The 12,144-nt window shown below is 71.8% G+C and carries 11 protein-coding genes; 4 read left to right on the forward strand and 7 right to left on the reverse strand.

All coding sequences use genetic code 11. The features are described from left to right. Nucleotides 1-13 precede the first annotated feature (13 nt). Nucleotides 14-949, reverse strand: a complete 936-nt coding sequence (locus ACIBA9_RS07755; protein WP_399360642.1) for an ACP S-malonyltransferase — start codon at nt 947-949, stop codon at nt 14-16. 35 nt (nt 950-984) lie between these two features. Continuing rightward, on the reverse strand, nt 985-1,881 hold the full coding sequence (locus tag ACIBA9_RS07760; protein ID WP_399360644.1) for a proline iminopeptidase-family hydrolase: 897 nt from the start codon (nt 1,879-1,881) through the stop codon (nt 985-987). A 511-nt stretch (nt 1,882-2,392) separates the two neighbouring features. Here ACIBA9_RS07760 and ACIBA9_RS07765 point away from each other — a divergent pair. From ACIBA9_RS07765 to ACIBA9_RS07775, 3 genes are all read left to right on the forward strand, one after another. Then, nucleotides 2,393-3,625, forward strand: a complete 1,233-nt coding sequence (locus ACIBA9_RS07765; protein WP_399360646.1) for a cytochrome P450 — start codon at nt 2,393-2,395, stop codon at nt 3,623-3,625. A 77-nt stretch (nt 3,626-3,702) separates the two neighbouring features. Then, nucleotides 3,703-4,938, forward strand: a complete 1,236-nt coding sequence (locus ACIBA9_RS07770; RefSeq protein WP_399361258.1) for a cytochrome P450 — start codon at nt 3,703-3,705, stop codon at nt 4,936-4,938. 26 nt (nt 4,939-4,964) lie between these two features. Then, nucleotides 4,965-5,156, forward strand: a complete 192-nt coding sequence (locus ACIBA9_RS07775) for a ferredoxin (RefSeq protein ID WP_399360648.1) — start codon at nt 4,965-4,967, stop codon at nt 5,154-5,156. A gap of 109 nt (nt 5,157-5,265) precedes the next feature. Here ACIBA9_RS07775 and ACIBA9_RS07780 read toward each other — a convergent pair whose 3' ends face one another. From ACIBA9_RS07780 to ACIBA9_RS07800, 5 genes are all read right to left on the reverse strand, one after another. Then, a complete protein-coding gene (locus ACIBA9_RS07780) occupies nt 5,266-6,021 on the reverse strand; it encodes a thioesterase II family protein (RefSeq protein ID WP_399360650.1) in 756 nt (251 codons plus the stop codon). 118 nt (nt 6,022-6,139) lie between these two features. Further along, on the reverse strand, nt 6,140-6,784 hold the full coding sequence (locus ACIBA9_RS07785) for a response regulator (RefSeq protein ID WP_399360652.1): 645 nt from the start codon (nt 6,782-6,784) through the stop codon (nt 6,140-6,142). Next, entirely contained in the window at nt 6,748-8,046 is a 1,299-nt protein-coding gene (locus ACIBA9_RS07790) for a sensor histidine kinase (RefSeq protein ID WP_399360654.1), read from the reverse strand. Before ACIBA9_RS07790 ends, ACIBA9_RS07785 begins: the two co-directional genes overlap by 37 nt. Before the next feature lie 86 nt (nt 8,047-8,132). Beyond that, nucleotides 8,133-10,643 carry an FtsX-like permease family protein gene (locus ACIBA9_RS07795; protein ID WP_399360656.1) on the reverse strand — a complete coding sequence of 837 codons (2,511 nt, stop codon included), beginning with the start codon at nt 10,641-10,643 and terminating at the stop codon, nt 8,133-8,135. After that, on the reverse strand, nt 10,643-11,446 hold the full coding sequence (locus ACIBA9_RS07800; protein WP_399360658.1) for an ABC transporter ATP-binding protein: 804 nt from the start codon (nt 11,444-11,446) through the stop codon (nt 10,643-10,645). Before ACIBA9_RS07800 ends, ACIBA9_RS07795 begins: the two co-directional genes overlap by 1 nt. 398 nt (nt 11,447-11,844) lie before the next feature. On the opposite strand from ACIBA9_RS07800, the gene ACIBA9_RS07805 reads away from it, so the two are divergent. Further along, nucleotides 11,845-12,093 carry a hypothetical protein gene (locus ACIBA9_RS07805; RefSeq protein WP_362159320.1) on the forward strand — a complete coding sequence of 83 codons (249 nt, stop codon included), beginning with the start codon at nt 11,845-11,847 and terminating at the stop codon, nt 12,091-12,093. The last annotated feature ends 51 nt before the right edge of the window (nt 12,094-12,144 follow it).

Below are 12,144 nucleotides of genomic sequence, written 5' to 3' on the forward strand. Positions count from 1 at the left end.
GTGAGGGGCGGATTCAGGCGGCGCGCGAAGGGCGCCGGGGGGTCATCGCCAGCCGCGGTTGCGCGGCGACGACGTCGAAGTGGCGGACGGTGCGGGGTACCCGGCCGAAGAGGCTGTCCGGGCCGGCGACGCACAGCCGGCGGACGCCCGCGTCGACGAGGGCCGTGGTGACGCTCGGCCAGTTCATCGGGTGGTCGAAGCCGTCGAGCAGCATGGTGCGCAGCTCCTCGCCGGTGTGCAGCAGCCTGCCGTCCTGGTCGGCGACGACGGGCAGCGCGGGGTCGGCGAAGGAGTAGCGGGAGACCACCTCGCGTTCGGCCCGCTCGCGCAGCGACCGGAACGCCGAGGCGTGCATGGGCGGCCGCATGGTGTACAGCGGGAGGCTGCCGATGGCGCGCAGTCGCTCCTGCGTCCACTCCACCCGGTGTTCGGGCAGGGACACCATGTAGAAGCCGTCGTCGATGTGGCAGGAGATCTCGTGCCACTCCCCCGCCGCGTCGAGGTCGGCGAGGATCGCGCCGAGGCCGTCGCGCGGGGCGCGGACGAAGGACAGGGTGACGATGTCCCGGTGCTCCTCGGCGAAGTAGTCCTCCAGCAGGCGGGCGATCTCGGCGGTCAGCCGGATCGCGTCGGGCAGCTCCAGGGCACCGGTGTAGGCGAGGGCCGCCTTCTCGCCGAAGCTGGGGCCGGCCACGATGTCCGGCTCGACGCCCAGGTGGTCGCGGGCCCAGTGGGCGCAGGCCAGGCAGTTGACGAGGAAGGCGACCTGGGCGGCCTCGGAGTAGTCGCCCGGGGAGAGCCGGAAGGCGTCCACGAGGGAGTGGCCGAGCGCCTCGTCGGCGACGGCGACCAGTTCCCGGGCGTAGGGGTTGGCCACCATGAACCTGCCCACCTCGGCGAACGGGACGGGGCCCATGCCGGGAAAGACGAGAGCGGTGTCGTGCGCCATGGCGGGATCCCCGCCCCCTTTCACAGGCTGTTGCTTCAGAGGCTTTTGAGGAAGTCGGTCATGACCTGGCGGAACCGCTCGGGTTCCTCCAGGTGCGGGAGGTGGCTGGACTCCTCGAAGATCTCCCAGCGCGCGCCGGGGATCCGGTCGTGGTACGGCTGGACGACGGCCGGTGTGGCCTCGTCGTGGCGCCCGCTGATCAGCAGGGTCGGGGTGTCGATCAGGTGCAGGTCGTCGACGATCGACCAGTCCTTCAGGGAGCCGATGACGTGGAACTCGTTGGGCCCGTTCATCGTGTAGTAGACGGTCGGGTCGTTGTAGATCTCCATGAAGGAGGAGAGGAAGTCGCGGGGCCAGGGCGTCAGCCGGCACACGTGGCGGTCGTAGAAGACCCGCATCGCGGCCAGGTACTCCTCGCTGTCGTAGGTGCCGGCCGCTTCGTGCCGCAGCAGGGCCTGCCGTGTGTCCGGGGGCAGTTCGGCGCGCAGCCGGGCCATCTCCCGAAGCCAGATGGGGTACGAGGCGGGGGCGTTGGCGACGACCAGTCCGCGCAGTCCGTCCGGGTGGGTCATGGCGTGCCGGGCGCACAGGGGGCCGCCCCAGGACTGGCCGTACAGCACGTAGTCGTCGGCAATCCCCAACCGGTCGACAAGGTTGGCGAGTTCCGCGAGGAACAGTTCAACGGTCCAGAACTCGGCGTCCTTGTCGGGCAGATGGGTGGAGCCGCCGTTGCCGAGCTGGTCGTAGTGGACGACGGGCCAGCCGTCCTCGGCGAGCCTGGCCAGCGACAGGAGGTAGTCGTGGGTGCTGCCGGGGCCGCCGTGCACGGCGACGACCGCCGGCCGTCCCGAGCCGAGTTCACCGGTCACCCGGTACCAGGTCCGGTACTCCCCGAAGGGGACGGTGCCCTTCGCGCTGGGGTCCGGGGACACGCTGATCACCTCTGCTCGGCTGCGGTACGCGGCGGGTGGCCGGGGCGTGGGCACCGGCCGGACCCGGAAGAGCGGGGCGCCGGGCGATCCGTGTCCCTGCCGTGGTCCGCAGCCGACGCTAACGGCCACCACGCCGCCACCGGACCCCTAGGTGCCCCTAGGCGCCACCGGGTCCCTACGGGGTGGCCGGGCCGGTCGGGCGCGCCACGCGGCAGGGTGGCGGCCCTCGCGCACCCCGATGTCCCCGGCTCCATCCCAGGGCCGCGAGGCCGGACGGGAGGTACCCCGGGCCTCCCCCGCTCCAGGGCCCCGGGCCTCCCCCGCTCCGGGGCCCCGGGGCGAGCCGGTGAACAGCACATGGCTCGCCCTGCCTCTAGGGGCGCCTAGGGGTTGGGGGCCCGGCCGTGGCTGCCTAGCGTGCGAGGGACGGTCGGTGGCGCCGCACCGGTGCCGAGCCCGGACCCGCTGCGATGCCGACGCGTCCCGTTCCCTCCCGTGCGAAGAGGACATCATGACTGCACCTGCCGAACCGGCCGACGAGGCCGCGCTGCCGGAGTTCCCGATGCGCCGGGCCTGCCCCTTCAGCCCGCCGGCCGCCTACGCCGAACTGCGCGAGAGCGAGCCGGTCTCGCGGGCGCGGCTGAAGGTCGACGGCAAGCGCACCTGGCTGGTCACCCGGCACGACCTGTACAAGAAGCTGCTGGGCGACACGCGGGTGAGCGCCAACCTGAAGCTGCCCGGATATCCCCTTCAGGTGCCCGTGCCGCAGGAGACGCTGCAGTCGGTCCCGCTGACCTTCCTGTCCATGGACCCCCCGGACCACACGGTGCAACGCCGCATGCTGGCACCGGAGTTCAGTGTCCGACGGATGCGCGAGCTGCGCGGCCGGGTGCAGCAGATCGTGGACCAGCAGATCGACCAGATGCTCGCCAAGGGCGCCGACGCCCCGGTCGACCTGGTCACCGCGCTCGCGCTGCCGGTGCCGTCCTTCGTCATCTGCGAACTGCTGGGGGTCCCCTACGAGGACCACGGCCGCTTCGAGGAGTGGGCGTGGGCCATCATGAACCACGACATCAGCGACGAGGACCGGGGCCTGGCGCACTACGAGCTGGACCGGTACGTCGACGGGCTGGTCACCGCCAAGGAGAGCGAGCCGGGCGACGACATGATCAGCCGGCTGATCGAGTTCAACCGGCAGACCCCCGCGGTGGAGCACTCCGACATCGTCTCCATGGCCAAGCTGATGCTGGTCACCGGGCACGAGACCACCGCCAACATGATCGCGCTGGGGGTACTGGCCCTGCTGGAGCACCCCGATCAGCTCGCCGCCGTCCGCGAGGAGCCGGAGCTGATGCCGAAGGCGGTGGAGGAGCTGCTGCGCTTCTTCTCCATCTCCGACGCGGGCACCGCGCGAGTCGCCCTGGAGGACATCGAGCTGGGCGGGGTGACCATCCGGGCCGGCGAGGGCATCCTCCCGCTGAACAACGCGGCCAACCACGACGAGCGGGTCTTCCCCGACCCCGACCGCCTGGACGTGCGGCGCGAGGCCCGCAGCCATCTGGCGTTCGGCTACGGCGTCCACCAGTGCATCGGCCAGAACCTGGCGCGCATGGAGCTGGACGTCGTCTACACGACGCTGCTGCGGCGGATCCCGACGCTGCGCCTGGCCGCCCCGGTGGAGGAACTGCGCTTCAAGGACGACGCCATCGTCTGGGGCCTGTACGAGCTGCCCGTCACCTGGTGACGGCAGAGCGCACCGGCCCGCCGTCCGCCCCCGACCACCGCACCGACATCCGCACCGACCCCGTCCGAGAGGCAGCCATGACCCAGTCCGCCGACGCCGCGCCCGAGGCGGGGCCGCCGCTCGGGCAGTTCCCGATGCGGCGCACCTGTCCGTTCAGCGAGCCCGCCGAGTACGCCGAGCTGCGCGCAAAGCGCCCCGTCTCGCGTGCCGCGCTGAAGGTGAACGGCAAGCCGGCCTGGCTGGTGACCCGGCACGAGCACGTCCGGCAGGTGCTGGGGGACAGCCGGGTCAGCTCCAATCTGAAACTGCCGGGCTACCCGCACCAGTTCCACATCCCCGAGGAGATGCTGGCGCACATCCGGCTGATGCTGCTGAACATGGACCCGCCGCAGCACACGACGCAACGGCGCATGCTCATTCCGGAGTTCACCGCGCGGCGGGTGAGGGAGATGCGTCCGCGCATCCAGCAGATCGTCGACGAGCACATCGACGCGATGCTGGCCGCCGGCGGCCCCGTGGACCTGGTCACCGCGCTCGCGCTGCCGGTGCCGTCGCTGGTGATCTGCGAACTGCTCGGGGTGCCCTACGAGGACCACGCCCGGTTCGAGGAGTGGTCGGCGGCGCTGATGAACCACGATCTGAGCCCGGCCGAGTACGGGGCCGCGGTACAGGCCCTGGACATGTACCTGGACAAGCTCGTCACCCTCAAGGAGAAGGAGCCGGGCGACGATCTCATCAGCCGTTTCCTGGAGAAGAACCGGGTCGAGCAGGCCGCCGACCACGTGGACGTCGTGACGATGGCGCGGCTGATGCTGGTCGGGGGCCATGAGACGACGGCCAACATGATCGCCCTCGGTGTGCTGGCCCTGCTGCGGCACCCCGATCAGCTGGCCGAGCTGCGGGCCGACCCGGGTCTCCTCCCGAACGCCATCGAGGAGTTGCTCCGGGTGTTCTCCATCTCCGACTCCGGCACGGCGCGGGTCGCCGTGGCGGACATCGAGGTCGGCGACGTCACGATCCGCGCCGGCGAGGGCATCCTCGCGCTGAACAACGCCGCCGACCACGACGAGTCCGTCTTCCCGGACCCCGCCACCCTGGACATCCACCGCGAGGAGGCCCGCAGCCACCTCGCGTTCGGCTACGGCATCCACCAGTGCATCGGCGCCAACCTCGCCCGCGTGGAACTGGAGACCGTGTACGGCACGCTGCTGCGCCGCGTCCCCGGCCTGCGCCTGGCGGTCGAGCCGGACGAACTGCGGTTCAAGGACGACGCGATGGTCTACGGCGTCCACGAACTCCCCGTCACCTGGTGACGGACGACCCGATCGGAGTTCCCCTCATGCGAGTCACCGCCGATCGCGACCGGTGCGTGGGCGCCGGTCAGTGCACTCTCCTCAGTCCCGAGGTGTTCGACCAGGACGACGACGGACTCGTCGTCGTCCTGCGGGACGAACCGGCCGAGGACCTCCACGATGAGGTCCACCAGGCCATCGACCTGTGCCCGTCACGCTCCCTGCGACTGGCCGACTGACGGACCCACGTCGAACGGCCCCCGCCCGACTCGTCGGCGGGGGCCGTTCGACGTTCGCCGGGCGGCGGGGCGCGGCGGGGGCCGGCGAGGGACCGCGCCTGGTCGAGCCCTACCGGGGCCGGGCGTGTTCGGCCAGCAGCCGGAGGATCTCGTCCTGGTGGGACGTCAGGTAGAAGTGGCCGCCCTTGAACTGGTGGAACTCGAACGTCGCGTCCGTGTGCCGCGCCCAGGCGCGCGCCTCGTCCGCGGTGACCTTGGGGTCGTCGTCGCCGACCAGGGCTACGACGGGGCAGCGCAGGTTCGGGCCCGGCTCGTAGGCGTAGGTCTCCGCCGCGCGGTAGTCGGCGCGGATCGCGGGCAGGGCCATGCGGATCAGTTCCACGTCGTCGAGGATCGCCGAGTCCGTTCCGCTGAGCTGCCGCATCTCCTCGATGAGGCCGTCGTCGTCGCGCAGGTGGACGGATTCGTCGCGGGGGCAGGAGGGGGCCCGGCGGGCGGAGGCGAACAGCGCGCGCGGGACGACGCCGTGCTCGCGTTCGAGCCGGCGGGCGATCTCGAAGCCGAGGCTCGCGCCCATGCTGTGGCCGAAGAGGACCAGCGGGCGGTCCGCCCACGGCAGCAGCACGGAGGTGACCTGGTCCGCCAGTTCGCCGATGCTCGGGACGCACGGTTCGCCGCGCCGGTCCTGGCGCCCCGGGTACTGCACGGCGAGCACGTCGACGGAGGCCGGCATGCGCGCCGAGACCGGGTGGTAGAAGGACGCCGAGCCACCCGCGTGCGGCAGGCACACCACTCTGGCCGCCGCGTCCGGACGGGGGTGGTAGCGGCGGATCCAGAGGCGGTCGTGGTCGGCGAGCGTGCTCATGGGGCGGGTGTGTCCTTCCTGGCGGCGGCTGCGGCGCGGGCACGGCGTGTGCATCGGCAGTCTTCCGCAGTCCCGGCGCGGCTGGCCACCCCTAGCCGCCCCAAGAGGCGCTCGGGGATCAGGCGTTGAGGTAGGCGAGCACCGCGAGGACACGCCGGTTGCTGTCGCTCGACGGCGGCAGCATCAGCTTGCTGAAGATGTTGGAGATGTGCTTGGCGGCCGCGCCCTCGGTGACGGTGAGCCGCTGGGCGATCGCCGTGTTCGAGCAGCCCTCGGCCATGAGTTCCAGCACCTCGCGTTCGCGTCCGGTGAGCGCGGCCAGCGGTTCGTCCCGGGAGTGGCTGGTCATCAGCTGGGCGACGACGGCCGGGTCCATGGCGGTGCCGCCTGCCGCGACCCGTCGTACGGCGTCGATGAACTGCTCGTCGTCCAGCACGCTGTCCTTGAGCAGATAGCCGATGCCGCCGGTGCCGTCGGCCAGCAGTTCGCGGGCGTACATCTGCTCGACGTGCTGGGAGAGGACGAGGATCGGCAGGCCGGGCTGTTCGCGGCGGGCGCGCAGGGCGGCCTCAAGGCCCTCGGTGGTGAAGGTGGGCGGCAGTCGTACGTCGACGACGGCCACGTCGGGCCGGTGCCGGGTGATGGCGGCGGCGAGGTCCGTGCCGTTGTCGACGGCGGCGACCACCTCGAAGCCGTAGGCCTCCAGCAGTTGGATGATTCCCTGCCTCAGGAGGAAGAGGTCTTCGGCGAGGACAACGCGCACGGTAGCTCCAGCTTCATCACGGTCGGACCGCCCTGGGGGCTGTCGATCTCCAGGACCCCGTCAAAGGATGCCAGCCGCCGTCGGATGCCTTCCAGACCGCTCCCGGCCGAGGCGTCGGCACCGCCGCGGCCGTCGTCGGTGACGCGGGTGTGCAGGGTGCCGTCCTCGCACCAGGCGACGACCTCGATGTGCTGGGCGTCGGCGTGTTTGAGGGCGTTGGTGAGCAGCTCCGACACCGTGAAGTAGACGGCGGACTCGACCGGGTCGGGCATCCGGTCGGGCAGGTCGGCCACCACGGTGACGTCGAGCGGGCTGGCCAGTCCCAGGGCGCGCAGGGCGTCGGGCAGGCCCCGTTCGGCGAGGACCGGCGGGTGGATGCCGCGGACCAGGTCGCGCAGTTCGCGCAGGGCCTGCACGGAGGAGGTGCGCGCCTGCCGCAGCATGAGCCGCGCCTCTTCCGGGTCTCGGCTCATCTTGCGCTCCACCGCGCCGAGTTGGAGGCCCAGGCTGACGAGTCGGGCCTGGGCGCCGTCGTGCAGGTCCCGTTCGATGCGGCGCAGTTCGGCGGCCTGGATGTCGAGGGCGCCGGACCGGGTCTCCGACAGGTGCCGTACCCGCAGGGCGAGTTGGGACCGCCGGGTCGGGCCGAGCAGAAGGCGGACGAAGTAGGCGTACCCCTTGAGCGTGAGCGGTCCGAGGAACACCCAGCCGGTGAACACGACGAGTGCCGCGAGGGCCGCGGCGAACGCGGCCGGCCAGCTGTCGACCGTGACGAAGGCGTACCAGCGGCCCTGCCCGTCGTCCGCGAGGGGCCGCCACAGGCCGCAGGCCAGGAACAGCCCCTCCCCCGCGTAGTACAGCAGGGCGCCCGGCACGAACCCGGTCAGGCCCACCACGCAGTTGAGCAGCAGCCACAGCAGGTCCCGCCAGGTCGCGGGGTCGGCGAGGATCCATTTGCAGCGGCGGGTCCAGCCGACGATGTCCCTCTCGACGTCCTGCGGCTCGGGCCGGTAGGGCCGCTCGACCGGGACGCCGTAGCGCGCGGCCGCGCGCCGGTTGAGGTCGCACAGCCGGCGCACCGCCGCCGTCAGGTAGGGCAGCGCGAGGAACCCGATGCCGATCAGGCACAGGATGGTGAAGTAGGTCGTGGTGACGAACAGGAGGATCGACAGCAGGGCCCCGGTGGCGATCGCGACGCCGACCAGGGTGTCCACGGTGGCGCGGCCGAGTAGGCCGCGCCACGTGACCGGCACAGGCTTCATACCGTCATGGTCCCATTCGGCGGCGCCGATGAGGGAGGGGCCGCCCCCGCCCGGGGGGAGCGGGGACGGCCCGGCCGGGGGGTGGCTCACGCGGCCTTCACCGTGTCCACGGCGGGGCTGCGCATGCCGCGCCAGGAGGGCAGCAGCGTGGCGCCGAACACCAGCACCAGCGACCCGCCGACGATGGCCAGGTAGATGCCGATGGAACCGGAGGGCAGATACGAACCGCTCTTGACGTAGCTGTAGGGGACGATGGTCGTCGCCGAGGCGATGGTGCCGAGGACGGTGGCGATGACGGCGATCAGCACGCCCTCGACGGTCAGCATGCCGAGCACCTGGGCGCGGGTGGCTCCGGTGAGCCGCTGGAGGCCGAACTCCGCGCGCCGTTTGCGGGTGACCGACACGAGGGTGTTGACCACGGTGATCGCGGCGTACCCCACGATCATGGCGACGATCGTGTAGTTGGCGGACACCAGGATCTGCTGGATCTGGTTGTTCCGGCCGGCCAGCGAGGAGCTGTCGTCGAGTTCGGTGCCGGGCACCCGCGCGGCCAGCGCGGCGAGCCGGCCGTGGACCGCGGTGGCGGCGCCGGCCTCGGCGCGGACCAGGATCTGGTGCGGCAGTCCGTCGCCGGTGTGCGGGGCGAGGCTCGCCGCGGGCAGCGTCAGATATTCCTGCTTGGGGTTGTCGGCGTACAGCGCGACGACGGTGGGCCGTACGGCGCTGCCGTCGCCGAGGTGCATCGGCAGCCGGTCGCCGACCGTCACGCCGTAGGCGCGGGCCTTGCGGTCGGAGAGGGCCACGGTGTCGCCGCGCAGCCGGTCGAGGGAGCCGGCCACCATGGGCAGGTCCAGGCTCTGCCGGACTCCGGCGGCGGAGACCCCGCGCAGGTCGACGTCGGCGGGGCCGTCCGGGCGGTCCACGAAGCCGCGGCTGGTGACCAGTTCGGAGGCCGCGGCCACCCCGGATGTGGTGCGGACCCGGTCGACGACGTCGGGTGCGAAGCCGCCCGTGGTGGAGTCGAGGACGTAGTCGGCGAGGATGTTGCGGTCGTAGGAGCTGCGGGAGACGTGGTCCTCGGTGGACTGCATGTACAGGGTGCCGGTGGCGATGCCGACGAGCAGGACGATCGGCGCGACGGCGCCCGCCATGCGGACGTTGGCGGTGGCGGCGTTGCGCAGCGCCAACTGGCCGGAGAGTCCGGAGAACGCGCGCACCGGCAGCCGCAGCAGTGCCACCAGCGCCTTGGTGAGGCCGGGGGCGAGCAGGGCGAGGCCGACGCAGAACAGTACGGAGGCGGGGCCGGCGGTGCTGGCGAGGGTGGGTCCGTCGTCCATCACGGTGGCGGTGGCGATCGCCAGGCCGATGCCGTTGACGAGGAAGAACAGCGCGAGGAGCAGCCGGGGCACGCTGAACCAGCGGGTGGCGGCCTCGGCTTCGGCGAGGGCGGCGACGGGCTCGGTGCGGGCCGCGCGCCGTCCGGCGAAACGGGTGGCGCCGGCCGCGGCCAGGACGGTGACGAGCGCTCCGACGGCCATCGGGATCCGGCCGGCGTGGTAGGTGATCGCGGAAGACACCACGCCGCTGGCGGTCAGCACCCCGAACAGCAGCCGCCCGATGGCGTATCCGGGCAGCAGGGCGAGCAGCACGGACGCCACCGACAGGACGGCCGTCTCGCTGAGGATCATCCGCCGCAGTTGCTTGGGCGTGGAGCCGACGGCGCGCAGCAGGGCCATCTCCCGGACGCGTTGCTGGAGGGAGAGGCCGAGGGTGGAGGCGACACCGAACATGACGATCAGCACGACGGAGGAGCCGAAGACCGCGGCCAGGATGACGACGGTGCGCCGGCTGGAGAGGGTGCCGGGCAGTTCGGCCAGGCCCCGGCGCTCCCCGGTGAGCACCTCGGCGCGGTCGCCGACGGCCGAGCGCACGGCGTCCGCCACGGCGGCGACGCGGGCGCCGGGCGCGGGCAGCACGCCGATGGAGTCGATGCGGCCGCCGGCAAGGGTGCGCGCCTCGTCGTCCGTGAAGAACACGGCGGCGTCGGGGTTGTGGTCACCGCGCTGCTCGGCGATGCCGCTGACCCGGAACCGCCGGGTGGTGCCCTTGACGACGATCTCGACCGTGGACCCGGGGTGTGCTCCGGCGCGCCGGGCGAGTTCCGCGTCGAGGACGGCCTCGCCGCCGGCGGCGGGGGATCCACCGGCGGCGAGGGTATAGGGGGTGAGCGAGGCGCTCGCCCAGCCGTGGCCGTAGGAGCCGGACTTGCCGGTCACCGGCTTGCCCTTGTGCAACACGGTGGCCGGGAACGACACGTCCGCGACGGCCTCGCGCACGCCGTCCGCGCCGGCCACCTTCCCGACGAGAGCGGGGTCGATGCGGTGACGCTCCGTCAGGGCGGAGGAGTCGTAGGTCTGGTCTCCGGTGACGACGACCGGGGCGCCGCCCAGGCGCTGCGGGTCGGCCGCCATGCGGACGCCCGTCTCCATCAGGCCGCCGCAGCCGATGACGATCGCGGCGCCGAGGAACATGGCGAGGAAGGTCGCGATGAAGCTCGTCCTGCGGAACTTCAGGGTGCGTAGTGCCAGGCGCCACATCAGTACCGCCCTCCCGAGGCCTGCGGGGTGCTCTGCCGGTGGGTGTCGTCCTCCCAGGCGCCGAGCCTGGTCATCCGGGCGGCCACGGCGTCGGCCGTCGGCCGGTGCAGTTCACCGGCGAACGCGCCGTCCGCGAGGAAGACCACGCGGTCGGCGTAGGAGGCCGCCACCGGGTCGTGGGTGACCATGACCAGCGTCTGGCGGGCGGTATCGACGGACTCGCGCAGCAGGCCCAGCACGGACGCGGCGGTGCGGGTGTCGAGGGCGCCGGTGGGCTCGTCGGCGAAGACCACGGCGGGCCGGGTCACCAGGGCGCGGGCGATGGCGACGCGCTGCTGCTGACCGCCGGACAGTTCGGACGGCAGGTGGCCGAGCCGCTCGGCCAGACCCACGCGCTGGACGACGTTGCGGATCAGGCCCTTGTCGGGCCGCTGTCCGGCCAGTTGCAGCGGCAGCGTGATGTTCTGCATGACCGTCAGCGCGGGCAGCAGGTTGAAGGCCTGGAAGATGAAGCCGATCCGGTCGCGGCGCAGCTTGGTCAGCGCGGTGTCGTCCAGGCCGGAGAGATCGGTGCCGCCGACGGTTACCGTGCCGGTGCTGGGCTGGACCAGTCCCGCGGCGCAGTGCAGGAAGGTGCTCTTGCCCGACCCGGACGGCCCCATCACGGCGGTGAAGGTGCCGTCGGCGAAGCTCATGGTGAGCCCACGGAGGGCGGCGACCCGGCTGTCTCCCCGGCCGTAGGTCTTCGACACGGCGTCCAGCCGTACCGCCTCCGCTCGGCGGAGGTCCTGTGAAGTGTGCACTCGGGCTCCCCTATGAGATAACGCGCTTCTCACGCGACGTCTGCGGACCACATTAGGAACTCCACGGCCGCGGCACACTGGCATTCTCCGGCCGGTTCGAGGTAGAGGTTTCTCTACCTCGGCACGCCAGGTTTGGCCGGACGCCCCGTTGCCGCATTTCCGGTCCGCTGTCAAGGACGAGGAAACTTCCCACGCCCGAATAGGCGACCCCACCGCTGTCCGAATATCTGACTCCCCTGCGAACGGTTCAGCTCGCACCCGTGTCCTCGGGCGTCGGTACGGGTACCGTCGGAGCCGTCGGAGAAGTCCACCAAAGATGCGAACTTCCATGGCCGCAACGGCGAGCACGCCCTTGGCCACGAAGAAGAAACGCGCAGAGCACGGAGGCTCGGAACGGGATGCGACCTGATGACGAACTGACCGCGCAGGTCCGGCCGGACGGATGTCTGGAGCTGCTCTCCGGGCGTACCGGAAAGCGGCACCGGTGCGGTCCCCGCGGCACGACAATGTGGCTGGCACTCCAGCGCAGCGACTGGCAGCCGGAAATGGCGGCGGATGAAATCGCCTTTCGATTAGGTGTCGATCCGGACAGTATCCGGTGTGATATCCAGGCATGGTTGGCGCATTTCCGCGAGGCCGGCGGGTGAGAAATCCACTGGGGCGCGGACGGCCTTTCGACCGCCGCGCCCCGTGGCCGC

It is taken from the genome of Streptomyces sp. NPDC051452 (assembly GCF_044454765.1).
In the GTDB taxonomy this organism is placed as follows: Bacteria; Actinomycetota; Actinomycetes; order Streptomycetales; family Streptomycetaceae; genus Streptomyces.

What these genes read in the sequence shown, in the direction of transcription:
- ACIBA9_RS07755 (WP_399360642.1), bottom strand. Translation starts at nt 949, where the DNA reads ATGGCGCACGACACCGCTCTCGTCTTTCCCGGCATGGGCCCCGTCCCG.
- ACIBA9_RS07765 (WP_399360646.1), top strand. Translation starts at nt 2,393, where the DNA reads ATGACTGCACCTGCCGAACCGGCCGACGAGGCCGCGCTGCCGGAGTTC.
- ACIBA9_RS07770 (WP_399361258.1), top strand. Translation starts at nt 3,703, where the DNA reads ATGACCCAGTCCGCCGACGCCGCGCCCGAGGCGGGGCCGCCGCTCGGG.
- ACIBA9_RS07775 (WP_399360648.1), top strand. Translation starts at nt 4,965, where the DNA reads ATGCGAGTCACCGCCGATCGCGACCGGTGCGTGGGCGCCGGTCAGTGC.
- ACIBA9_RS07780 (WP_399360650.1), bottom strand. Translation starts at nt 6,021, where the DNA reads ATGAGCACGCTCGCCGACCACGACCGCCTCTGGATCCGCCGCTACCAC.
- ACIBA9_RS07790 (WP_399360654.1), bottom strand. Translation starts at nt 8,046, where the DNA reads ATGAAGCCTGTGCCGGTCACGTGGCGCGGCCTACTCGGCCGCGCCACC.
- ACIBA9_RS07795 (WP_399360656.1), bottom strand. Translation starts at nt 10,643, where the DNA reads ATGTGGCGCCTGGCACTACGCACCCTGAAGTTCCGCAGGACGAGCTTC.
- ACIBA9_RS07805 (WP_362159320.1), top strand. Translation starts at nt 11,845, where the DNA reads ATGCGACCTGATGACGAACTGACCGCGCAGGTCCGGCCGGACGGATGT.